Annotated in this window: 22 protein-coding genes and 1 riboswitch; of the genes, 17 read left to right on the top strand and 5 right to left on the bottom strand. The window is 68.3% G+C overall.

All coding sequences use genetic code 11. The annotated features are described in order from the left end of the window. Nucleotides 1–64 precede the first annotated feature (64 nt). From ACZ45O_RS17020 to recO, 3 genes are all read right to left on the bottom strand, one after another. Nucleotides 65–964 carry an ABC transporter permease gene (locus tag ACZ45O_RS17020; RefSeq protein WP_464854617.1) on the bottom strand — a complete coding sequence of 300 codons (900 nt, stop codon included), beginning with the start codon at nucleotides 962–964 and terminating at the stop codon, nucleotides 65–67. Beyond that, a complete protein-coding gene (locus ACZ45O_RS17015) occupies nucleotides 964–1,965 on the bottom strand; it encodes an ABC transporter permease subunit (RefSeq protein ID WP_464854615.1) in 1,002 nt (333 codons plus the stop codon). The genes ACZ45O_RS17020 and ACZ45O_RS17015 overlap by 1 nt, the downstream gene beginning before the upstream one ends. Before the next feature lie 168 nt (nucleotides 1,966–2,133). Continuing rightward, nucleotides 2,134–2,895 carry a DNA repair protein RecO gene (gene recO, locus ACZ45O_RS17010; protein ID WP_464854613.1) on the bottom strand — a complete coding sequence of 254 codons (762 nt, stop codon included), beginning with the start codon at nucleotides 2,893–2,895 and terminating at the stop codon, nucleotides 2,134–2,136. Between the two features lie 119 nt (nucleotides 2,896–3,014). Here recO and ACZ45O_RS17005 point away from each other — a divergent pair, with 119 nt between their 5' ends. Together ACZ45O_RS17005 and ACZ45O_RS17000 are read left to right on the top strand one after the other, a co-directional pair. After that, nucleotides 3,015–4,109, top strand: a complete 1,095-nt coding sequence (locus ACZ45O_RS17005; RefSeq protein WP_464854611.1) for a hypothetical protein — start codon at nucleotides 3,015–3,017, stop codon at nucleotides 4,107–4,109. A 127-nt stretch (nucleotides 4,110–4,236) separates the two neighbouring features. After that, entirely contained in the window at nucleotides 4,237–5,298 is a 1,062-nt protein-coding gene (locus ACZ45O_RS17000) for a GGDEF domain-containing protein (protein WP_464854609.1), read from the top strand. Nucleotides 5,299–5,375: 77 nt separating this feature from the next. On the opposite strand, the gene deoC is transcribed toward ACZ45O_RS17000, so the two are convergent. Continuing rightward, nucleotides 5,376–6,050 carry a deoxyribose-phosphate aldolase gene (deoC, locus tag ACZ45O_RS16995; RefSeq protein ID WP_464857822.1) on the bottom strand — a complete coding sequence of 225 codons (675 nt, stop codon included), beginning with the start codon at nucleotides 6,048–6,050 and terminating at the stop codon, nucleotides 5,376–5,378. A gap of 228 nt (nucleotides 6,051–6,278) precedes the next feature. Then, nucleotides 6,279–6,419, top strand: a riboswitch (cyclic di-AMP (ydaO/yuaA leader). Between the two features lie 55 nt (nucleotides 6,420–6,474). On the opposite strand from deoC, the gene ACZ45O_RS16990 reads away from it, so the two are divergent. The 5 genes from ACZ45O_RS16990 to ACZ45O_RS16970 all read left to right on the top strand — a co-directional run bounded on the left by ACZ45O_RS16990 (nucleotide 6,475) and on the right by ACZ45O_RS16970 (nucleotide 10,855). After that, on the top strand, nucleotides 6,475–7,167 hold the full coding sequence (locus tag ACZ45O_RS16990; RefSeq protein WP_464854607.1) for a CAP domain-containing protein: 693 nt from the start codon (nucleotides 6,475–6,477) through the stop codon (nucleotides 7,165–7,167). A gap of 258 nt (nucleotides 7,168–7,425) precedes the next feature. Next, nucleotides 7,426–8,247, top strand: coding sequence for an electron transfer flavoprotein subunit beta/FixA family protein (locus ACZ45O_RS16985; RefSeq protein ID WP_464854605.1), 822 nt, complete (start codon nucleotides 7,426–7,428; stop codon nucleotides 8,245–8,247). A gap of 3 nt (nucleotides 8,248–8,250) precedes the next feature. Then, a complete protein-coding gene (locus ACZ45O_RS16980; protein WP_464854603.1) occupies nucleotides 8,251–9,282 on the top strand; it encodes an electron transfer flavoprotein subunit alpha/FixB family protein in 1,032 nt (343 codons plus the stop codon). Next, on the top strand, nucleotides 9,279–10,583 hold the full coding sequence (locus tag ACZ45O_RS16975; protein ID WP_464854601.1) for an FAD-dependent oxidoreductase: 1,305 nt from the start codon (nucleotides 9,279–9,281) through the stop codon (nucleotides 10,581–10,583). The genes ACZ45O_RS16980 and ACZ45O_RS16975 overlap by 4 nt, the downstream gene beginning before the upstream one ends. Continuing rightward, on the top strand, nucleotides 10,580–10,855 hold the full coding sequence (locus ACZ45O_RS16970; RefSeq protein WP_464854600.1) for a ferredoxin family protein: 276 nt from the start codon (nucleotides 10,580–10,582) through the stop codon (nucleotides 10,853–10,855). The genes ACZ45O_RS16975 and ACZ45O_RS16970 overlap by 4 nt, the downstream gene beginning before the upstream one ends. Nucleotides 10,856–10,934: 79 nt before the next feature. Here ACZ45O_RS16970 and ACZ45O_RS16965 read toward each other — a convergent pair whose 3' ends face one another. Then, nucleotides 10,935–11,918, bottom strand: coding sequence for a lipoate--protein ligase (locus ACZ45O_RS16965; protein ID WP_464854599.1), 984 nt, complete (start codon nucleotides 11,916–11,918; stop codon nucleotides 10,935–10,937). Nucleotides 11,919–12,134: 216 nt separating this feature from the next. Here ACZ45O_RS16965 and ACZ45O_RS16960 point away from each other — a divergent pair, with 216 nt between their 5' ends. From ACZ45O_RS16960 to ACZ45O_RS16915, 10 genes are all read left to right on the top strand, one after another. Beyond that, entirely contained in the window at nucleotides 12,135–12,503 is a 369-nt protein-coding gene (locus ACZ45O_RS16960) for a DUF2620 domain-containing protein (protein WP_464854598.1), read from the top strand. Beyond that, nucleotides 12,503–13,600 (top strand): aminotransferase, encoded by a 1,098-nt coding sequence (locus ACZ45O_RS16955; protein ID WP_464854596.1) that lies wholly within the window; start codon nucleotides 12,503–12,505, stop codon nucleotides 13,598–13,600. The genes ACZ45O_RS16960 and ACZ45O_RS16955 overlap by 1 nt, the downstream gene beginning before the upstream one ends. 14 nt (nucleotides 13,601–13,614) lie before the next feature. After that, nucleotides 13,615–14,898, top strand: coding sequence for a YhfT family protein (locus tag ACZ45O_RS16950; RefSeq protein WP_464854595.1), 1,284 nt, complete (start codon nucleotides 13,615–13,617; stop codon nucleotides 14,896–14,898). 59 nt (nucleotides 14,899–14,957) lie between these two features. Beyond that, entirely contained in the window at nucleotides 14,958–15,893 is a 936-nt protein-coding gene (yhfZ, locus tag ACZ45O_RS16945) for a GntR family transcriptional regulator YhfZ (RefSeq protein ID WP_464854594.1), read from the top strand. A gap of 27 nt (nucleotides 15,894–15,920) precedes the next feature. Next, nucleotides 15,921–16,289, top strand: coding sequence for a PRD domain-containing protein (locus ACZ45O_RS16940; protein WP_464854593.1), 369 nt, complete (start codon nucleotides 15,921–15,923; stop codon nucleotides 16,287–16,289). Then, nucleotides 16,286–17,335: a hypothetical protein gene (locus tag ACZ45O_RS16935; protein WP_464854592.1), complete on the top strand. Its 1,050-nt coding sequence runs from the start codon at nucleotides 16,286–16,288 to the stop codon at nucleotides 17,333–17,335. The genes ACZ45O_RS16940 and ACZ45O_RS16935 overlap by 4 nt, the downstream gene beginning before the upstream one ends. Before the next feature lie 31 nt (nucleotides 17,336–17,366). Beyond that, complete coding sequence (locus ACZ45O_RS16930) at nucleotides 17,367–18,281, top strand: phosphotriesterase family protein (protein ID WP_464854591.1); 915 nt, start codon at nucleotides 17,367–17,369, stop codon at nucleotides 18,279–18,281. A gap of 26 nt (nucleotides 18,282–18,307) precedes the next feature. Next, complete coding sequence (locus tag ACZ45O_RS16925; protein WP_464854590.1) at nucleotides 18,308–19,459, top strand: YhfX family PLP-dependent enzyme; 1,152 nt, start codon at nucleotides 18,308–18,310, stop codon at nucleotides 19,457–19,459. An 18-nt stretch (nucleotides 19,460–19,477) separates the two neighbouring features. Next, complete coding sequence (locus tag ACZ45O_RS16920) at nucleotides 19,478–20,698, top strand: phosphopentomutase (protein ID WP_464854589.1); 1,221 nt, start codon at nucleotides 19,478–19,480, stop codon at nucleotides 20,696–20,698. 176 nt (nucleotides 20,699–20,874) lie between these two features. Continuing rightward, the gene (locus ACZ45O_RS16915; RefSeq protein ID WP_464854588.1) at nucleotides 20,875–21,405 is read left to right on the top strand and encodes a hypothetical protein; all 531 of its coding nucleotides are present in this window, start codon (nucleotides 20,875–20,877) and stop codon (nucleotides 21,403–21,405) included. The last annotated feature ends 26 nt before the right edge of the window (nucleotides 21,406–21,431 follow it).

Below are 21,431 nucleotides of genomic sequence, written 5' to 3'. Positions count from 1 at the left end.
GAGTTCGACTTCACCTGCGCTTCGTGTTCCGTAGAAAACGGCCTGTCAGGCGCCCGCGGTCAACCTATCTGAGCTGCAAATCCCGTTCCCGCAGCCCCTCCGCGAGAAGGTGGAAGGTGGCCGCGGAGAGGCCCAGGGCCAGCCCCGGGTAGATCGGCAGCCAGGGGTACTGCAGCAGGAAGGCGCGGTTCGTCCCCAGCATCTGTCCCCATTCTGCCATGTACTCAACAGTATACACATTGCCAGTAATGGTCTCGATCTGCACCTCACCGCCCGGGTGGATGCCGAACAGGGCGAGCTGCGCCATGATCATGAGGACCCAGGCCATCTCGGACGGCGCCATGACCAGCAGGTCGCCCCGCATGACGGGCAGCACGTGGCGCCAGACGATCCGCGCCGGGCGGGCGCCGATCGCCTGCGCAGCCTCCACGTGCGGCATCAGGATGATCTCCTCGGTCCGCCGCCGCACCTGCTCGGCGATGCGGGGTGCGCCGGCCAGACCCAGCATCGCCACGTAGGCCATCATCCATCCGCCGCTGCCGGCGAGGAGCGGCCACACGCCCCGCATCGCGATGAACACCAGGACCAGCGTCGGAAGGGAGCCGAACCCGGTGGCAGCGGCCTGCACCGCCCCGGCGAGCCAGCCCCGCCGCCATCCGGCCCACAGGCCCGCCGGCAGCGCTGCGGCAAAGCGGATGAGGCTGATGGCCAGGGCGAGACCCAGCGTCGTGCGGGCGCCGTGGACGAGGCGGGACAGGTAGTCGCGGCCCACCAGGTCGGAGCCCAGCGGGTAGCCGAGCTGTCCCGGCCGGTACGGCGGAGCCGCCAGCCGCGTCCCCTCGAACTGCAGCAGCACGCCCTGCTGGGGATGGGGTAGATCATAGAAGACGGGCAGCACCAGGAGCAACCCGAGGCCGGCGAGCATGACGAGTCCGATGACGAGGGAAGGGGGAATGCGCCGCATCACGACCCCTCCCTCAGGCGCGGATTGGCCAGGATGCGCAGGGTGTTGGCCAGGCCGTCGACGAGGCCGAACCAGATGCAGAAGACGAGCCCCGTGGTGGCCACCAGCCGCGAGGACCAGCCCGACATCAGGGCGGCCCCGAGGCCGCTGACGTTGGTGAGCACCTCGATCACGACCAGGCTGGAGAGCGCGATGCTGATCATGGCCGGCAGGCCTCCCAGCACCCGCACCAGCACGTTGCGCAGGCCGTGCTTCACCACCACCGTGATCTCCGGCAGGCCCTTGGCCCGGGCGGTGCGGATGTACTCCGCCCGCATCACCTCGTCGAGGCCGCTGGCCACCAGCCGCGCCGTATAGGCCATGGGCCCCAGGCTCAGAGCCAGCAAGGGCAGGAGCCACCCCCGTTCGCCTCCGTCGGGGCCCAGCACGGAGTACAGCCGCACCCCGAACTCCCGGTGCGTGAAGATGGTCAGCATCTGAAGCAGAAGGACCGCCAGGAAGTCGGGCACCGCCATGCCTGCCACGGAAAGGCCCAGGGATGCCCCCCGCAAGGCCCCCCGGCGCAGGCTCAGGAGGCCGAGAAGCACCCCCGCGCCCATTCCCAGCCCCAGGGCCCGGGAGAGCAGGCGCAGCGAGACCAGCGCGCGCTCCCGCACCTGGGGCAGCACGGGCTGCGGGATGTACACCGGACCCGTGTCCCGCCACTGATAGGCGTGATCGATCACCTGGCCCGTGATCAGCTCGCGCAGATACGTCATCACCGCGCTCCCGTACTGGGAAAACGACCAGTGGGCGCGCGCCCGTGCGGCCTCACCGGGTGCAGGCTGGATGATGAAGTGCTGCATGGGCTCAGTCCGCTCGCTCCAGACCACACCCAGCGGCAGGCCGTCGCCTTCCACCCAGACGACGCCGGCGGGGAGCCAGGCCAGGGCGATCACCAGCATCCCGGCGGCCAGCATCATGCCGAGGCGGCTGAACCAGAGGCGAATGAGATTCTGCATGTGGATCACCTCTCAGCCTCGGATCGTCGATTTCCTCATAGGACGGACATCAGTTTCGAACCGTTCGATACATCGAATTCCCATGCCTTGTCATAGTACCCGGACAGAAAGGGCGGGCCCCGGCTGCACCCACAGCCGGGACCCGCCCTCCGCCGCGGTTCAGCCGCTTCACGGGTTAGACCGCAGCGTGTCCAGGAATTCCTTCGATTTGAGCCGCCGCTCGGTGCGGGCGAGGATGTAGGCGGTGAGCGCGCGGTCGATTTCGGCCGCGACCTCGCCCGAGAGGCGGATCACATGTGCGCGGCGGATGTCGCCGTCCAGGAGCCGCTTCATGCTTTCGAGGGCCCCCAGCGAGAGCCGCATCGCCCCCTCACCCTCCGCCGAGCACTGCGGGCAGAGCACCCCGCCGAGCACCGGCGCAAAGCGCACGGCGCCGCCCTGCTGCACCTCCTCGGCGCCGCAGCCGACGCACTCGGTCAGGCTCGGGCGGAAACCGAGCATCGAGAGGAGCTTCAGTTCGAAGGCCCGCAGCAGCGGCTCGGGGGCCCGGTCGGGCTCGTTGAACAGGTGCAGGCTGGTCAGGAGCAGAAGATACGGCGCTTCCTGCCGCTGCCGCTCGGGCAGCAGGGCGTCGATGAGCTCGCACGCGTACGTGGCGTAGGCCATGCGCACCAGATCCTCCCTGAGCTGCCGGAACGATTCGACGATCTCCACCTGACTCAGGGTGTCGAGGCTGCGGCCGGAGAACAGCTGGGCCCGCACGTGCGAAAAGAGCTGCGTGGCGGCAGCGAAGCGATTGCGGGGGCGCCTGGCGCCCCGGGCCACCGCCTCCACCTTGCCCTCCTCCCGGGTCAGGAGCACCACGATCTTATCGGCTTCCTGAAAGTTGCGCACCCGAATGACGATGCCATCTACGTTATACAGTGCCACGTGGCCACCTCCGCCGTCATGCACTCATCATAACACGTCGATGTGATAGCGGTCACTTTACGCCCGGGGCTCAGCGGGGATACTGAGAATAAGTCTCAAAGCAATTGGAGGGGCTCACCATGTCTTCACCGCCGCGGCCGAATCCGGTCCGCTTCCCCCTGCTGCTTCTCGGCATCTTCACCCTGCTCGCGGCGCTGTGGGCGGGCATGCTCCGCATCGGGCTGACCCTGCCCCCCCTCACCCCCACGCTCTCGGGAGGCCACGGCCCGCTGATGATCGCCGGCTTCCTGGGCACCGTCATCGGCCTCGAACGGGCCATGGCGATGGGCCGGGCCTGGATGTTCGCCGCGCCCGCCCTGGCGGCCCTGGGCGGACTCCTGATCATCTTCGGCGCGCCCCCTGTGGCCGGCGCCCTCAGCATCACACTGAGCAGCGTGGTGCTTATCCTTCTCTTCATCCAAATTGTCCGGCTGCAGCCTGCCCTGTTCAACTACGTGCTGACCCTCGCGGCGGCGGTGTGGCTGGGCGGCAACCTGTTCTGGCTCTTCGGCACGCCCATCACCCACGTCGTCCCGGCATGGGCGGGCTTCCTCGTCCTGACCATCGCCGGCGAGCGGCTGGAGCTCACGCGGCTGCTCCGCATCAGCCGGGCCGGTACCGCTGCGCTCCTGATCGTCCTGGCTGTGGTCGTCGCGGGCGCGTTTATCGCACCGGGGAACTACAGCCTGGGCTGGCGGGTCACCGGTCTCGGCCTGGCCGCCGTCTCTCTCTGGCTCCTGCAGTACGACATCGCCCGGCGCACCGTGCGCGCGCAGGGGCTGACCCGCTTCATCGCGCACTGCATGCTGCTGGGCTACTTCTGGCTGCTGGCGGGCGGCCTCATCGCGCTCTGGCACGGCTTCATCTACGGCGGCGTCTACGACGCGGCGCTGCACGCGCTCTTCCTCGGCTTTGTCTTCAGCATGATCTTCGGCCACGCGCCGGTGATCTTCCCGGCGGTGCTGGGGGTGCGCATGGTGTTCACCCCCTGGTTCTACAGCCACCTGATCCTGCTGCACCTCTCCCTGCTGCTGCGGGTCGGCGCGGGGCTGCTGGAGTGGCTGCCCGGACGCCAGTGGGCGGTCGTCCTGAACGTTGTCGCCCTGCTCCTGTTCCTGGCCAACACCGTGCGCTCTGTGCGCCGGAAGCCGGGCCATCCCCAGTCGGCTACATAGCTAGATATACTCTGTTGCATATGCGTGACTGTCATGCTATAACGAAAGATGAAGAAGTATCGCGGAGGTGGGGGTGCTTCCCACCTCTGTCCACATATTCACGCCCTGAGGTGAAGGGAGTGAGAGGGTGGCACGGAACAGCCCACTCGAGCAGAAGAAGCGATCGCTTCTGCTCCTCGCGCTTCCTGTTGCCTCAGCAGCGGCGCTGATTGAATGGCTGCTCCTCAGAAGCAGCGGCCAGGAAGCGTCGGGCCTGCTCCTCGCCGGGGCCGCCCTCACCCTCCTGCTGGCCCTGCTGCTGTGGCGCCGCAGGCGGAGCCTGCGCTTCGTGGAGGCCGTCCTGACGGCGGGCATCGCCGTCGGGCTGTTCACGCTGCTCTACCTGGGCCTGTTCTCCGCCGACTCCGTGGCCCTCCGGCGCTTTGCCAGCCTGAGCCCGTGGGTCTCCGTCTCGCTGGTCGGCCTGATGCTGATCGTCGGGACCCGGCGGGCGGCCTGGATCGGAACGGCCATCTACCTCGGCCTGCTCGCCCTGGGCCTCGTCCACCTGTACAGGAGCGGCCTGGAAGGCGCGCATCCGATCCTGTTCGGGCCGCTGGCGCAGTTCTACCTGGCCAACGCCGTGCTGCTCTGGCTCCTGTTCGCCTGGTCGGAGATCCAGCAGCAGTACCACCAGACCCGCAAGATCGCCCAGTCCCTGGCCAACCTGGCCCACACGGATCCCCTGCTGGGCATTCCCAACCGGCGGCAGATGTACGCGCTCATCGAACAGGAGATCCGCTGTGCGGAAGAGGGCGGACAGCCCGCCACGATGATCATGTTCGACGTGGACCGCTTCAAGCAGGTGAACGACACCTACGGCCACGAGACGGGCGATGCGGCGCTGCGCGCGGTCACCACCGAGGTGCGCCAGGCCCTGCGCGCCACCGACACGGTGGGGCGGTGGGGCGGCGACGAGTTCATCATCCTCGCCCGTGTGAACGAGACCGCGCAGGCTTACCAGCTCGCCCAGCGAATCGCTGAGGCCGTTCACCAGAAGCTCGGCGAACGCTTTCTGCGGGTGACCATCAGTCTCGGTGTTGCGCCGTACCATCCCGGAGATACGGTGGAAGCGTGGGTCAACCGGGCGGACGCTGCGCTTTACCGGGCCAAGGAGTCCGGCCGCAACCGGGTGGTGGTGGGCTCTTAACGCGAGCCTCCTGACATGCGCGGCCCCCGTGACGCCTGTCACGGGGGCTTCATCATTTCGCGGACGCTGTCCACGCGTCAGGACCCGGGCTCCTCGGAGAGCCCGGCCAGGATGGCAACGCCGGCGCTCGCGCCGATGCGGGTGGCCCCGGCCTCGATCATCGCCAGTGCGGTGGCGAGGTCCCGCACGCCGCCGGAGGCCTTCACCCCCATGTCGGGACCCACGGTGCGGCGCATGAGCGCGACATCCTCCACGGTGGCGCCGCCGGTGCCGAACCCGGTGGAGGTCTTGACGAAGTCGGCGCCGGCCTCCTGGGCGAGCTGGCAGGCGATCACCTTCTCCTCGTCGGTCAGCAGCCCTGTCTCGATGATCACCTTGACCAGGGCCTCACCGGAAACGGCCGAAACCACCGCCCGGATATCGTTCAGCACCACATCCCGCCGGCCGGACTTCAGCGCGCCCACGTTGATCACCATGTCGACTTCCCGGGCCCCGCGGGCCACGGCATCCTCCGCCTCGACGGCCTTGATCTCGGTGCGGCTGGCTCCCAGCGGGAAGCCGATGGTCGTGCCGACCCGCACATCGGTCCCTGCGAGCAGTTCCGCGCACAGCGGCACCCAGTACGGGTTGACGCAGACCGCCATGAACTGGTGCTCCCGCCCCTCGTCGCAGAGCCGGCGAATCTGCGCTTCGGTCGCATCGGGCTTCAGCAGCGTGTGGTCGATCATCCGAGCCAATTCTCTGCGCGTCATGCGCCTGGCGTCCATGGGCGACAACCTCCTCTATTGCCGGGCGGCAACCTCTGGTCCGTAGTTTTTGCTGATCGATGGGGAGATTCGCCGGCGGCGCAATGATCACCTGCAAGAGTGTGCCATCGCTGGAAACGGCCACGCGGTTCTGGAAGGTATGTAGCATTTTAGCCATACATTATACATGGACGTATTTTGCTGACATGCGTTACGCTAGAAAACGACTTCGGACGCCCACACACGCTGAATTCCTCATTCGGAAGCGGGGGACCCAGGTTCATCAGGGGCAAAGCGCAGTGCAACCGCTGCCCGGGCGACACTCCTGCCGCCCGCGTCCGACAGCTAACCCCGTAAGCGTTGCAGGAGGAGGCCACCTCCTCCCTTCTGTGGCATCGCCAAGTCACGACAGAAAAAGGAGGAGCGAAACATGAAGTTCACCAGGCTTACGGGGCTCGCCATGGCCCTCGCCGTGACCGCCGCTGCACTCACCATGTCTGCTCCGGCCTCAGCCGCCACCACATACATCACCACCTGCCAGGCGCCTGTGCGCCACAACGCCTCGAACCGGCTGAACCGCTACTTCACGTGGCTCAACCTGCGGTGGTCTGCTCCGCAGACCACCGCCCAGCAGCCGCAGCCGAAGATGCAGCAGCCTGAGGCGCAGCAGCCCCGGCAGCCCGAGGTCCAGCAGCCCGTGCAGCCGGCGGAGCCCCAGGCCCAGCTCCAGGCCGACGGCCTGACCGCCGCCGAACAGCAGATGCTGAACCTGGTCAACCAGGAGCGGGCCAAGGCCGGTCTCCAGCCCCTGCAGGCTGACCTGGAGCTGACGAAGCTGGCGCGGATGAAGGGCCAGGACATGATCAACCGGGGCTACTTCGACCACAACTCGCCCACCTACGGCTCGCCGTTCGACATGATGAAGGCCCACGGCGTCTCGTACCGCACCGCGGGCGAGAACATCGCCGGCAACCAGACGGTCGAGCGGGCCCACACCGCTCTGATGAACTCGTCCGGCCACCGGGCGAACATCCTGAACGCCAACTACACCCACGTCGGTATCGGCATCGTCGAGGGTGGCCCGTACGGGATGATGTTCACCCAGATGTTCGTGGGACGGTAAACCGCGAAGACGCCCAAGGCCCCGTCAGTCACATGACTGGCGGGGTTTGGTCACTTACCGCCAACCTTCCACCCCTGCTGCGCCGGCGCGGCAGGGGTCTTTCATTTTGCTCTCGTCAGGACCGCTTCAGACCCCACGCACTAGTACCGCCATGCTTGTGAAATGGCTCACATACTATCCGAAAGGAGACTGCCGCTTCTGTTCCACAAGCGTTACGGTAGTACAAGAACGCTCATTTCTGTCGAAAGGGGGATCCGGGTGCACATCGTTGTATGCGTCAAGCAGGTGCCGGACAGCCGGGAGATCCGCATCGACACCAAGACCGGCACGCTGATCCGCGAAGGCGTTCCCTCCATCGTGAACCCCTACGATCTGCACGGTCTCGAAGCCGCCCTCCAGCTCAGGGAGCAGCACGGCGGACGCGTAACCGTGATCACCATGGGGCCGCCGATGGCGGAGAAGGCCCTGAAGGAGACGATCAGCCTGGGAGCTGACGACGCCGTGCTGGTCACGGACCGGAAGTTCGGCGGGGCAGACACCCTGGCGACGTCGTACGTGCTGGCCGAGGCCATCCGGAAGGCCGCCGACACCTGGGGACCGGTGGACCTGGTGATTGCCGGAAAGCAGACCCTCGACGGCGACACCGGCCAGGTGGGACCGGGCATCGCCTGCCGGCTGGGCCTGCAGCAGCTCACCTACGTGGAGAAGATCGTGGCCGTCGAAGGCCGCCGGATCCGGGTGGAGCGCCGCCTGGAAGACGGGCTGGAGGTCGTGGAGACCAGCCTGCCCGCGCTGCTCACCGTTCTGAAGGAGATCAACACGGTGCGCCGGGCGTCGCTCCCGGGCATGATCGCCGCCGCCCGGTACAAGCCCATCGTCTGGACCGTGGCCGACTTCCCCGACATCGACGTCACGAAGATCGGCCTCAAGGGCTCGCCCACCGTCGTTTCCCGGTCGTGGGTGCCCGAGGTCAGGAAGGTCGACACCACCTACGTGGACGGGGCCGCGGAACTCTGGGAGGCGCTGTGGGCCACGGACCTGCCGGAGCGCCTCGGATGGTCGGCAGAGGAGGGGGCATGACAGATGGAGCTTGAGTACCAGGGCATCATGGTTTGGGTGGAGCAGCGCGACGGCGTCGCCAAGCCGGTCAGCTGGCAGTTGATCGGGCAGGCCCGGCGCATGGCCGAGAAGATCGGCGCCGAGGTGTACGCCCTGGTTCAGGGCGAACAGGTCGAGCACCTGGCCCGGGAGGCCATCTGTTACGGGGCCGACCGCGCCTACCTGATCGAGCACCCCGTGCTCAGGGAGTACCGGACCGAACCCTACAGCGTGTCGACGCTGGACGTCATCCGCCAGGTGAAGCCCGAGATCGTGCTCATCGGCGCCACGTACCAGGGGCGCGACCTGGCCGGCGCCATCGCCACGCACCTGCCCACGGGCCTCACCGCAGACACGACCATGCTCGACGTGGAGCCGAACCCGTCCCGCCTGCTCCTGGCCTCCCGTCCCGCCTTCAGCGAGAAGCTGATGGCCACGATCCTGTGCAAGAAGTACAAGCCCCAGATGGCCACTGCCCGGCCCGGCATCTTCGAGGCCCTGCCCCGCGATGACAGCCGCACCGGCCAGATCATCCGCGTGCCCTTCGATATGAAGGAAGACGACATCGCCACCAAGGTCCTGAAGTTCTACCAGGACGAAGACCGGGTGAACCTGGAGGACGCCGAGGTCATTGTGGCCGGCGGCCGGGGAATGGGCGGACCGGAGGGCTTTGCCGCGCTGAAGCAGCTGGCCGACCTGCTCGGGGGCGTGGTGGGGGCCAGCCGGCCGTGTGTCGACGAGGAGTGGATCTCCCACGCCCACCAGGTGGGGCAGACCGGCAAGACCGTGCGGCCGAAGCTCTACATCGCCGTCGGCATCTCCGGTGCGGTGCAGCACACCATCGGCATGACGGGCTCCGACGTGATCGTGGCGATCAACAAGGATCCCAACGCGCCCATCTTCGACGTGGCCCACTACGGCATCGTCGGCGACTGGCAGGAGGTCGTGCCGGAACTGATTAAGGCGGTGTCGGCCGGCAAGCCGGCCGCGGCCGCGACGGGAGGTGCATCCAGGTGAGCGAACGGTTTGACGCCATCGTCGTCGGCGCGGGGCCTGCCGGCACCGCCGCGGCGCTGACCATGGCGCGCGGGGGCCTGAATGTCATCGTGATCGAGCGGGGCGAGTTTCCCGGGGCCAAGAACGTCTTCGGCGGCGTGCTGTACCGCCACCACTTTGAGGAGCTCATACCCGAGTGGTGGACCCGGGCGCCGCTGGAGCGGCCCATCGTCGAGCAGAACTACTGGCTGCTGAACGGAGACGGCGCCGTCAAGATCGGCCACCGCAGCCGGCGGTACCTCGACGGCAAGCCCAACAACTTCACGGCCATGCGGGCGAAGTTCGACCGCTGGTTTGCGCAGCAGGCCGAGGAGGCCGGCGCCCTGATCATCTGCGAGACCACCGCCACCGAGCTCCTGATGGAGGGCGACCGCGTCATCGGGGTGCGCACCGACCGCGACGAGGGCGACGTGTACGCCGAGGCCGTCATCATCGCCGACGGCGCGAACTCGCTGCTGACCCAGCAGCTTCGCGCCCGCCCGGAGCTCTCCCCCGGCGAACTTTCCCTCGTGGTCAAGCAGACCCTCGCCCTGCCCAGGGAGAAGATCGAAGACCGATTCGGGCTCGAGAAGGACGAAGGCGCCACCATCGAGATCCTGGGCGCCCCCAGCCAGGGGATGGTGGGGCTCGGCTTCCTGTACACCAACAAGGACTCCCTGTCGCTGGGCCTCGGCATCATGGTCGATGACCTGATGGCGACCGGCGCCCGGCCGTACGAGCTGCTGGAGGCGATGAAACAGCATCCCGCGCTGCGGAAGCTGCTGCAGGGCGCAGAGCTGAAGGAGTACGCCGCCCACCTGATTCCCGAAGGGGGGCTGCGCGCGATGCCGAAGCTGGCCGGTCCGGGCTGGATGATCTGCGGCGACGCGGCCGGCATGGTCAACGCGGTGCACCGCGAGGGCACCAACCTGGCCGCCGCGTCCGGCCGGATGGCCGGCGAGGCGGTGGTAACCATGGCCCGGTCAGGCGACTTCACGCCCGAGGGCTTCCAGGCATACGCCCGGGCCGTGCAGGCCTCGTTCATCCAGCGGGACCTGGCCAAGTACCAGCGGCTGCCGGCCTTCCTGCACGAACACAAGGAACTGCTCATGGGCAGGATGCCCGAGGCCCTGAACGACTGCCTCTACGAGTGGTTCAACGTCGATGAGCGGCCGAAGACCGAGCACCAGCGCCAGATCGCGCAAAACATCAAGGGCATGGCGGGCGGCGCCTGGGGCCTGCTGCGCCTGGCCAGCCGGGGATGGAGGGCGATCAACGAATGAGCACGTCGATTGAGGATCTGCTGTTTACCATCCGCTACCGCTGCGACACTGAATCGCACCTGGTCATCACGGACCAGGCCGTGTGCAGGGACTGCAGCAAGCCGTGCCTGACGTTCTGCCCCGCCGAGGTCTACACCCTCCGCGACGGCGAGGTCCACGTGGCCTACGAGAACTGCGTCGAGTGCGGCACCTGCCGCATCGCCTGCGTCCACCGGAACATCGAGTGGCGGTATCCGCTGGGCGGCTTCGGGGTCGCCTACAAGATCGGGTAGCAGCGCCGACTGGGCTGCCGCCTTCCACAGGGAAGCCCGACGGGCAAGTCGCCCGTCGGGCTTTTTTCGCCCTGCGCGGTCATCCCATGAGCAGCCGGGCCAGGTCCTGCGCGGTGATTCCCTGGATGTACCTTCCTACGTCCAGCGGCTCCAGCGCCGCCGCCAGGTTCTGGTCCAGAGGCAGCCCAACCAGCGCGTCCTCCAGCTCGGAAAGCTCCCCGGCGCTGAAGAAGTCGCCGTAGATCTTCACTGCCTGGATGCGCCCCTTCTCCGCCTGCAGGTATACGGTCACCAGCCCGGCGTCAAAGCGCTGCTCCAGCCGCACGTCGTACGCGGGCGATGCGCCGTAGTTCCACTCCCAGGTGGCGTACTTCTCGTCCCGCAGCCGCCGGACATCGGCGAGCTGCCCGGGGGTGAGCTCCATGGGCTGCAGGCCCTCGGCCTCCAGGATGTAGCTCGTCAGCAGCCCCTTGAACTCCTCCATGGTGATGGGCCGGGGCGCATGGGCGTTGATGGTGGTCACCCGGCTGCGCACCGACTTCACGCCTTTGGACTGGAACTTGGCCTGCCGCACCTTCAGGGCGTTGGACACCACCTCCAGGTTGGAGTCCAGCATGATGCAGCCGTGGTGCATGATGCGCCCCCGCTTGACGTACTGCGCCGTCCCGCAGAACTTCTTCCCGTCGATCGTGAGGTCGTTGCGGCCCGTGAACTCCGCCTTCACCCCGAGCCGCTCCAGCGCCTTGATCACCGGCACGGTGAAGACGGCGAAATTGAAGTCGGGCGCGGCGTCGTCATCCACGATGAAGGTGTAGTTCAGGTTGCCGGAGTCGTGGTAGACCGCCCCGCCTCCGGAAAGCCGCCGGACCACCCGGATGCCGTGCTCCTCCACGTACCGCTGGTTGATCTCCTCGTACGTGTTCTGGTGTTTGCCGACGACGATGGTGTTCTCGTTCTGCCACAGGATGAAGTACGACCGGGTCGGGTCCAGTTTCTCGAAGACGTATTCCTCAAAGGCCAGGTTGAAGTAGGGATCTGTGCTGCCCGTCTCCAGATAGATCATCCTCGCCAGGCTCCTCTCACTTCTGTCACGCATATTACAGCTTATCCTTACACATTCTTGTGCTCAAGGGCGGCCTGTTCATCGGCCGACAGCCAGGGCTCACAGAGTGGCCTGAGCACTAAAGTGCAGGAGTCGTTTCATCAAAATCCATTGACCATACCCACTTGTCCTCCGTATAATATACAGTAAACTGTAGAATGGAAGGGGTGGATTGAGTTGATTCGCTTCGCCATAGGCGGCCAGGTCGACAAGAAGAAGGTGGCCGAGCTGGTCCGCAAGGTCGGCGGCGACGCCGTCCAGGTCACGGAGCACAGCGACCTTGAGGCCGCGATGCAGGTGAAGACCGGCAAGGCGGACTACTACCTGGGCGCCTGCCATACCGGCGGCGGCGGGCTGGCCATGGCCATCGCCATGCTCGGCAAGGCACAGTGTCTAACGGTCTCGATGCCGGGCCGTCCCCCGAAGGAAGATGAGATCCGCAACGCCGTGGCCAACGGCGTGAAGGCGTTCGCCTTCACGGCCGACCACGCCGAGCAGGCGGTGCCGCTGATCGTGCGCGCGATCATCGAAAGGAGCCAGGCCTGATGCCCTTGGTGACACACCCCCTTCCCGCCCTCTCCCTGGCCGAGGCCACCGCCCTGCAGTGGCGGCTGGTCGACCTGATCCACACCCACTTCGACGGCCACGCGGTCCTGCAGGCCGGCGACCTGGGCGTGGTACCCGGCCTGGGACGCCCCCGGACGACGGCTCGTGTGGAGCGGGTCCTCGCCGACTTTTTCGGCGCGGAGGACGCCGCCCTGGTGCGGGGGGCAGGCACGGGGGCGCTGCGGGCAGCCCTGCAGGCCGTGCCCGGCGGAAGGCGGATCCTCGTTCACCGGGCGCCGGTCTACTCGACCACCCGCGGCACGCTCGAAGCCATGCAGCTGGAGGTGCTCCAGGCCGACTTCCACGATCCGGACGAGCTGGCCCGGAAGGCCCCTGAGGCCGACCTGGCGCTCGTTCAGCACACCCGGCAGCGCATGGATGACCGTTATGACCTCGGCGAGGTCATTCGCACCCTGCGGAAGGCGGCGCCCGGGTTGCCCATCATCACCGACGACAACTACGCCGTCTGCAAGGTGCCGCGGATCGGCGTTCAGCTGGGGGCCACGGCCTCGACCTTCTCCCTCTTCAAACTCCTGGGGCCTGAGGGCGTGGGATGCGTCGTCGGCGCGGCCGACGTGGTGGAGCGCATCCACCGCGCGGCCTATTCCGGCGGACTCCAGGTTCAGGGGCCCGAGGCCATGGATGCCCTGCGGGCGCTGGTCTATGCCCCCGTGGCCCTGGCCCTGCAGGCGCAGGTGGTGCAGGAGGTGGTTGATCGACTGAACGCAGGCGAAGTTCCGGGAGTGGCTGCGGCAGCGGTGGCCAGCGCCCAGTCCCGTGTGGCCCTGATTCAGCTGGCCGAGCCGATCGCCGACAAGGTCCTGGCCGCAGCCCCACAGTACGGGGCCGCCCCCTACCCGGTGGGCGCCGAATCCCGTTATGAGGTCTCTGCCATGTTCTACCGCGCATCAGGCACATTTCTCGCCGACCGACCGGATCTGGCTCCGTTCCTGCTGAGGGTCAACCCCATGCGGGCCGGCGCCGAGACGGTCCTCCGCGTGCTCCGGCTTTCGGTGGAAGCCGCAAGGAAGCAGTAAAGGAGAGATGACGCGTGGATCTGCTTCAGCTAGTGGTCGCGGCCCTGATGGGCGGCCTGGCCGCCTACCTGTCCCAGCAGGGCATTGCCGTCTTCAACGACGGTCTCCGCCCCCTGATGCCTGAGTTCCTGGAAGGGCGCATGAAGCGCCGGGAACTGGCGCTCACCTCCTTCGCCCTCAGCTTCGGCCTCGTCATCGGATTCGGCATCCCCTTCTCCCTCACCAGCCAGCTGATCCTCATCCACAGTGTCTTCCTGGCCACCGACATCATCGGTACATCCTCGCCCAACAAGTGGCTGGCCGCCGGGCTCGGCGCCGCCTGGGGCGCCCTGCTGATCGTCGGCCTGCAGGCGCTGGTCGATGCCTTCGCCCTGCTGCCCGTCAACTTCCTGGACGCCCTCGGCCAGGTCAGCGCCCCCATCGTCACGGCCTTTGCCGTCTTCCCGGCCCTGGCCATCGCCCTCCACCACGGCTGGAAGCCGGGCGCCATCACCTTCGTCCTGCAGATGCTGGTCCGCCAGCTGGTGGTGCGCATCAGCCCCATCGCGGTCGGTTCCGCCAGCATCAACCTGAACCCCGAGGGTTCGGCCCTGGTCGTCGGCATGATCCTGCTGCTCATCTATGCGGCCCGTGAGAAGGCCGAGGTCAGCGCGGACACCGGCCTGGCCGCCGTCTTCTCCGACCGCGTCAAGCGCATCAAGCAGAACGTCATCGTCCTCTCCATCATGGGCGCGCTGGTCGCCGCCGCCGCCAACCTGGGCGCCGTCGCCGGCGACCCGATCAGCCTCAACCTGGCGGCACAGGGGAATATCACCGACGCCGCCATCGCCGCCCTGGCGCGCGGCATCGGCTTCGTGCCGCTGGTTGCCACGACCGCCATTGCAACGGGCGTTTACGGCCCGGTCGGCATGACCTTCGTCTTCGCGGTGGGCTTCTTCTCCCCGCACTGGATCGTGGCCGCGCTCCTCGGCGCCGTCATGATCTTCATCGAAGTGATGCTGCTCGACTGGATCGCCCGCTTCCTCGACCGGTTCCCGGGCGTGCGGCAGGCCGGTGAGCACATCCGCACCGCCATGACCAAGGTGCTGGAGATCGCCCTGCTCGTGGGCGGCATGATCGCAGGCAACGCCATGGCTCCGGGACTGGGCTACTTCGTCGTCGCCGCCATTATCGTGCTGAACGAGGCCGCCGGGCTTCCGGTGAACCGCCTGGCCATCGGGCCCGTAGCCGCCATCCTTACCGGTGTACTGATCAATGTGCTGAAGGTACTTACCCTCTTCACACCCCCTGATGCATAGTAGAAGAGAGCGACGGGGCGGGGCACTTCCCCCGCCCCCCTATTAAGGAGGAACGGTGGATGAACCAGTGGCAGTCGGACCTCTACCGCAAGTACGGGCGCGTCGCCGTGGAGATCGCCAGGGACCTGCTCGCGCTCAGGCCCGGCGAACGCATGCCGCGCGTGCAGGACTACGCCCAGCGCTGCGAAACCGGCCACGGAACGGTGCAGAACGCCCTGCGGTCGCTCATTGACGCGGGGGCCGTGAAGGTGGAGGCACGGGGCCACATGGGCACTTTCCTGGTAGAGGCCGACTACCGCAAGCTCAGGGAGATCGCGGGGCTCTCGTCGCTGTTGGGGCTGATGCCCCTCCCCTATACCCGGCGGTACGAGGGGCTCGCCTCGGGTCTCTACGAGGCGGTGCGGCAGGGCGACATCCCCTTCAGCATCGGCTACATGCGGGGCGCGCGCAGCCGCATCGCGGCCCTGCGCCGCGGGCAGGCCGACTTCGCCGTGCTCTCCCGCCTCGCGGCCGACCTGGCGGTGGCAGAAGGCGGCGTCGTCGCCGTCATGGGGCTGGGCCCGTACACCTTTGTCTCGCGGCACGGCATCCTACTGGCCGGTCCACAGTTTGCCGGCATCACAGACGGGATGCGGGTGGGCGTCGACCCGCAGACTCTCGACCAGGCCTGGCTGACGGAAGAAGAGTGCCGGGGGAAGCAGGTGGAGCTGGTGGAGGTTCCGTACTCGCACCTGCTGGAGCGGCTCCGTGAACACGAGATCGACGCGGCCATCTGGAACCTGGACGAGTTCTCCGCAGGCATGATGGAGGTTCACTCCGCGCCGCTGCAAAGTCCGGCGGCCATCCAGGTCGCGGAAAGGTCCTCGGAGGCCGTTCTCGTCATCGACGCCCACCGCCCCGATCTGGAGCGGCTGCTGCCCGAGATCATCGATCCCGCCGTCGTGCGCCGCATTCAGAACGAGGTGCTCGAGGGGCGGCGGATCCCCTCGTACTAGGAGAGATCATTCAGGGGAGTGAAACCTGTGTCTCTGGAACTACGGCTTCGGCTGCTGGAGGAGAGCGGACAGATCGGCCCGGAGGTGTCCGAGCTGACCCGGTTCATTCTGAAGCGGGTGGAGGAGCGCTACGGCATCACGCTGACCGAGGAGAACGGCGCCATGTTCACCACCCACCTGGCGGTGGCCCTGGAGCGGCTGCGCTCGGGCGAGGCCATTGACGCCATGGTGGCGGAGGGGCTGGAAGAGGTGAAGGCCTACCCGGAGGAGTGGCAGTTCGTCACCGAGGTCGTGGCCGGTGAGGCCGGGCGGCGGCTGGGCGTCGAGGTGCCGGAGGGCGAGATTGGCTACCTCACCGCGCACCTGATCACCCTGGTCCGCCCGGACAGCCTGTGACCACCCGCTGGCGGCGGTCTCTGGAGGCCGCCCGGGCGCAGCTGGGCCGCTCGGTCGTCGCCCTGGCGCCCGGGGCCGACGCCGCAGAGCCGGGCGATGACGTCCTCCGCCTCGGCGTCAAGGACACCGCCGCCATCACGGAAGCGCTCCGCCGGAAGCTGGCTGCCGAGCCCGGCCTGGCGTGGCTGACCGTGGACCGGGCAGCGCCCGGCGGGAGGGCCGTTGACACCGGCCTGCTCAACCCGCTCACCGGGAGACCCATGACCGGTTCCACCAGCGGCGGCCCGGTGAACATCCTGCTCGGCATCACCGATCTCTGCGTGGGCACCGACGGCGGCGGTTCGGTACTGGGCCCTGCCGCCGCCACCGGCCTGGCCGGCGTGATCGGCTCAGGCCTTGGTCTCACCTGCCCGGTGGAGCGCGTCTCCACCGACGGCTTCACGTTCCGGCCCGGCCTGGGGATCATCGGCCGGGACTGGTCCACCGCCCGCAAGGGTTTCGAGGCCCTGCTGCGGGCCGCAGGCGCCGCATTGCCGCCTGCCGCGCCTCTGGCGGGGCTGCGCGTCGCGCTGCCCCGGCCGGGCACCGTGACGCTGCCCGACGGGGCCGACATGGCGGCTGCAATGGAGCCCTACCTCAAACCCCTCTGGGCGGCCGGGGCGCAGCCGGTTGCCGTGGACATGACGGGCATCGCCGGCCGCGAACGGTCCATGCAGCTGCTTCAGGAGCTCTGGGCCTCGGCCGAACTGGCCATCACCCTGGAGGGGCCCGTCGATTTCTACGGACTCGGCGACTCGGTGGTGGGCTCACTGGGCCCGCCCGGCGCCGAGCTTCAGGCACGGGGAGGCAAGTACCTGCTCCGGGCGCTCAACCTGGTGGGCTGCACGGGCATCGCCCTTCCGATCCCCCGCCTCTCCACGGGCCTGATTCTGGCCGGCCCGCCCGGCCCTCAGGGCGCCGCCCGCGCCCTGGCCGCGGCGGATCTGCTGGCACCATCCCTGCGAATGCCACCGCTCTTTGAGCGTTACTTTTTTCAGCTTCCCTGACCCCGAAACCGCAACCCGGGAGGACTGTGTCATGGCCCACATCATGACCGTTCTGGGCCCCCTGGACCCCAGTGAACTCGGCCCCACGCTGATGCACGAGCACCTCTTCATCGATCTTTCCGGACGAAAGAAGGATCCCGACACCGTGCTGGACGACCTGGATCTCGCCTGCCAGGAAGTCGAACACCTGCAGCGGGCCGGCGGGCGTGCGCTCGTCGAGGTCACCTGCCACGGCATGGGCCGTCGCGTCGATCTGCTTCAGGAGGTCGCCCGCCGGACCGGGCTGCAGATCATCGCCGCCACCGGCTTCTACCAGCAGGCCTACCACCCGCCCTACGTGGCCGAACGCTCCGCGGAGGAGCTGGCCGAACAGCTGATGCGGGACGTCGAGGAGGGCATGGACGGCACCTCCGTGAAGCCGGGCATCCTGGCCGAAATCGGCACCTCGAAGGGTGAGATCCGGCCGGACGAGGCAAAGGTCTTCCAAGCCGTGGCCCTGGTCCACAAGTGGACCGGCCTGCCCATCTCCACCCACTGCACCCTGGGGACCATGGGGCGGGAGCAGCTGGACCTGCTGGAGTCCCTCGGGGTCGACCCGGCCCGGGTGGTAATCGGCCACCAGGACCTGATCGACGACCTGGAGACCCACGCCGCCCTGGCGCGGCGCGGGGCCACCGTGGCCTACGACACGGCCGGCAAGGAGGCCTACATGCCCGACGCCGTCCGCGTCAGGCTGATCACGGGCATGCTGGAGCGCGGCCTGGGCGACCGGGTGGTCCTCTCCATGGATGTGACCCGGCGCTCACACCTGAAAGCCAACGGGGGGTACGGGTACAGCTACCTCTTCGACCGGCTGGTGCCCCAGCTGCGTGCAGCCGGGGTGAGCGAGGCCGAGCTGGAGCAGATGCTGGTGCTGAACCCAAGGCGCATTCTGACCATCGCCTGAGGTTCAGCCCGAGAGGAGAGAAGTGGATGTTCCTTGAGGTGACGCTGCGCCGGAACCCCCGACTGATCGACGCAGCCCTGCGTCTTCATGCCGAGGGGCGCCTGCCGCCCAACACCTACGTACTGGATATGGATGCCATTCGGAAGAACGCCCGCACGCTGGCCGATTCGGCCCGGCGGGAGGGAATACAGCTCTACTTCATGTCAAAGCAGCTCAACCGGAACCCGCAGGTGATCGCGGCCGTCGCCGAGGCCGGGATTCCACGCGGTGTGGCGGTGGACGTCGACGATGCCCGGGCTTTCCGCGAGGCCGGCGTGGCGCTGGGCCACGTGGGCCACCTTGTCCAGATTCCCCGGGCTTACCTGCCGCAGGTGCTCTCCTGGCAGCCTGAGGTGATGACCGTCTTCAGCCTCGGCCAGGCCAGAGCGGTCAGCGAAGCCGCCCTGAAGCTCGGGGTCAGGCAGGGGCTGCTCCTGCGCGTGGCCGCCGGCTCCTTCCACCCTGGCCAGGAGGGAGGCATCGGCCTGGAGGAGCTGCCCGCTGTGGCGCGGGCGATCTGCGCGCTGCCGGGGGTCTGGGTGGCAGGGGTCACCGCGTTCCCCTGCCTGGCGGCCGAAAACGGGAAGCCCGCGCCCACCCCGAACCTCGCGGCGGTGACGCAGGCCGCCCGGCTTCTCCGGGAAGAGCTGGGGCTGGAGGTCGCACAGGTGAACGCCCCCTCCCTCACCTGCGCCGCCACGCTGCCCATCCTGCGCCAGGCGGGCGCGACCCACGGCGAGCCGGGCCACGCGATCACCGGCACCACGCCGCTCCACGCCGTCTCGGATCAGCCGGAGCTGCCGGCCATGCTCTACCTCACCGAGGTCTCGCACACCTACGGGGGGCGCGCCTACACCTACGGCGGGGGCAGCTATCCGCGGGGGCACATGCGGAACGCGCTGGTGGGCACCGCCCTGCGCCGCGCTCCCCTGCGCCGTCCCGCCGCTGAAAACATTGATTACTACCTGGCTCTCGACGATTCCCGGGCCCGGGAGGGAGAGCCGGTCATCGCCGCCTTTCGCACACAGGGCTTCACCGCCCGGGCCAACCTTGCGCTGGTGGAAGGCGTTCAGGACGGGGCCCCGCGGCTCGCCGGACTTTACGACCGGGCGAACCGGCCGCTGGACCTCTCTATCTAGCCGAAACGGGGTATGAGTATGACAAAGCGAGCCATTGTACTGGTGCTGGACGGCTTCGGGGTGGGGGCCATGGACGACGTCGCAGACGTGCAGCCCCGCGACGCGGGTGCGCATACCCTGGCCAGTCTTGTCCGGTCTCAGGGCGCCCTGGAGATCCCCAGCCTGATGCGGCTGGGGTTGGGCCACATCGCGCCGGAGGCGGGACTGGAGCCGGCGGGCCCGCCCCTGGCCGCGTGGGGCCGCTGCAACCTGGCCCACTGGGGCGCCGACACATTCGCCGGCCACAACGAGATTCAGGGCAACCGACCCCGCCGGCCGGTGATCTCCCTGTTCTCGGAGGTGGCCGGGCAGGTCCGCTCCCACTTGGAGGGCGCCGGCCACCGGGTGGAGGAAGCCATTCCGGGCGGCTCGGCCCTCCTGGTCGACGGGCAGATCCTGGTCGGGGACAACCTGGAGACCGATCCGGGCCGCATCTACAACGTGACCGGCGCCCTGGACGCCATCCCCTTCGAGCAGATCCTGCAGGTGGGCCGCCTGGTCCGCCAGGTGGTTCAGGTGAGCCGGGTCATCGCGCTGGGCGGGGTCGGGATTGGCGTGGAGGACATCCTGGCCCACACGCGCACCACCCCGGCAGGCCAGACCGGCGTCGTCACGCCGGCCCTGCACATCTACAACGAGCACTACCGGGTGAGGCACCTGGGCTACGGCATCGACCCCGCCGTCCAGGCCCCCTCCCTAGTGGCGTCCACCGGGCTGCCGGTGGCGATGATCGGCAAGATGGCCGACGTGGTCGAGTGCCCCGGCGCCCGCTGGCGGGACCCGGTGGTCGACACCGACGCCGTGATGGAGCAGGTGCTTGCCCAGCTGGCGGAGATGCCCGACGGCGGCTTCATCGCCGCGACGGTGCAGGAGACCGACCTCATGGGTCACGAGCAGGATCCCGCCCGGTACGCCGACGTGCTGGCCCGGGCCGACCGCGGCATCGCCCGCCTGCTGGACCAGCTGCGTCCCGGCGACCTGCTGATCATCCTCGCCGACCACGGCAACGACCCGCTGATCGGCCACTCCCTCCACACCCGGGAGCAGGTGCCTCTGCTGGCCGCGGGCCCCGGCGTGCGCCCCGTCCCCCTGGGGGTCAGGGCGACCATGGCCGACGTGGCCGCCACCGTGTGCGAACACCTGGGGGCGCCCGCGCCGGAGTTCGGCGCCAGTTTCCTCCCCCTTCTGATGGAGAACTGAGTCGCCTGCACGAAGAGCGCCGCCCCGCCAGTCCCGGGACTGACGGGGCGGCGTCGTGTGCAGATGCCGTGCGCAGGAATTGGCGGCGCCGCCGTATGCGGAAGCCGTGCGCAGGGGTCGGGGCCGCGTGTGCCACTGCGGCGGACAGGGAAGACTGAACGCCGAGGAGGCTGCCTATGGATCAACCTGAACGGCGGCGCGCCGTCATCCTGCTCTCGTTCCTTGTACCTTTACTGATCCTCCCGTTCAGCCGCTCCGCCGGTGCACACCACACCGACCCCTTCGCCTACTGCGCGGCCGTGGGCACGGTCGACGCACCCGACGGGCGCTGGGCGGGGCCGCCTGTGCCCGCCGCGGTGATCGAAGGGCTCATCCGGGCCGCGGGTCTGCCGGAAAATGCGTCCCGCAGGCAGCTCCGCCGCTCCACCTTCTGGCGCTGCATGGACGGGAAGGTCTACGCGTGCTTCGTCGGCGCCAACCTGCCCTGCCAGTCGAAGGCCGACACCCGCCGGATCCCGACGCCGGCCATGTGGGACTTCTGCGCACAGAACCCCGACGCGGTGATCATTCCGGCGTACGTGACCGGCCGGGAGACGGTCTACGAGTGGTACTGCAGCGGCACGATGCCGACGGTGCGGCGGCAGGTCGCCGAACCCGATGCACGGGGCTTCCTGAAGAACATCTGGTACCGAATCGGCCCGGAATGAGAAGCAGCCCTGCGGGACGCGCCGCA

The sequence above is a fragment of the Symbiobacterium turbinis genome, from assembly GCF_055383075.1.
Note: the sequence above shows the minus strand (reverse complement) of the source record. Positions and strands in the feature narration are given on the sequence as shown.

What these genes read in the sequence shown, in the direction of transcription:
- ACZ45O_RS17020 (WP_464854617.1), bottom strand. Translation starts at nt 964, where the DNA reads ATGCGGCGCATTCCCCCTTCCCTCGTCATCGGACTCGTCATGCTCGCC.
- ACZ45O_RS17015 (WP_464854615.1), bottom strand. Translation starts at nt 1,965, where the DNA reads ATGCAGAATCTCATTCGCCTCTGGTTCAGCCGCCTCGGCATGATGCTG.
- ACZ45O_RS17005 (WP_464854611.1), top strand. Translation starts at nt 3,015, where the DNA reads ATGTCTTCACCGCCGCGGCCGAATCCGGTCCGCTTCCCCCTGCTGCTT.
- deoC (WP_464857822.1), bottom strand. Translation starts at nt 6,050, where the DNA reads ATGACGCGCAGAGAATTGGCTCGGATGATCGACCACACGCTGCTGAAG.
- ACZ45O_RS16990 (WP_464854607.1), top strand. Translation starts at nt 6,475, where the DNA reads ATGAAGTTCACCAGGCTTACGGGGCTCGCCATGGCCCTCGCCGTGACC.
- ACZ45O_RS16980 (WP_464854603.1), top strand. Translation starts at nt 8,251, where the DNA reads ATGGAGCTTGAGTACCAGGGCATCATGGTTTGGGTGGAGCAGCGCGAC.
- ACZ45O_RS16970 (WP_464854600.1), top strand. Translation starts at nt 10,580, where the DNA reads ATGAGCACGTCGATTGAGGATCTGCTGTTTACCATCCGCTACCGCTGC.
- ACZ45O_RS16965 (WP_464854599.1), bottom strand. Translation starts at nt 11,918, where the DNA reads ATGATCTATCTGGAGACGGGCAGCACAGATCCCTACTTCAACCTGGCC.
- ACZ45O_RS16955 (WP_464854596.1), top strand. Translation starts at nt 12,503, where the DNA reads ATGCCCTTGGTGACACACCCCCTTCCCGCCCTCTCCCTGGCCGAGGCC.
- yhfZ (WP_464854594.1), top strand. Translation starts at nt 14,958, where the DNA reads ATGAACCAGTGGCAGTCGGACCTCTACCGCAAGTACGGGCGCGTCGCC.
- ACZ45O_RS16930 (WP_464854591.1), top strand. Translation starts at nt 17,367, where the DNA reads ATGGCCCACATCATGACCGTTCTGGGCCCCCTGGACCCCAGTGAACTC.
- ACZ45O_RS16925 (WP_464854590.1), top strand. Translation starts at nt 18,308, where the DNA reads ATGTTCCTTGAGGTGACGCTGCGCCGGAACCCCCGACTGATCGACGCA.
- ACZ45O_RS16920 (WP_464854589.1), top strand. Translation starts at nt 19,478, where the DNA reads ATGACAAAGCGAGCCATTGTACTGGTGCTGGACGGCTTCGGGGTGGGG.
- ACZ45O_RS16915 (WP_464854588.1), top strand. Translation starts at nt 20,875, where the DNA reads ATGGATCAACCTGAACGGCGGCGCGCCGTCATCCTGCTCTCGTTCCTT.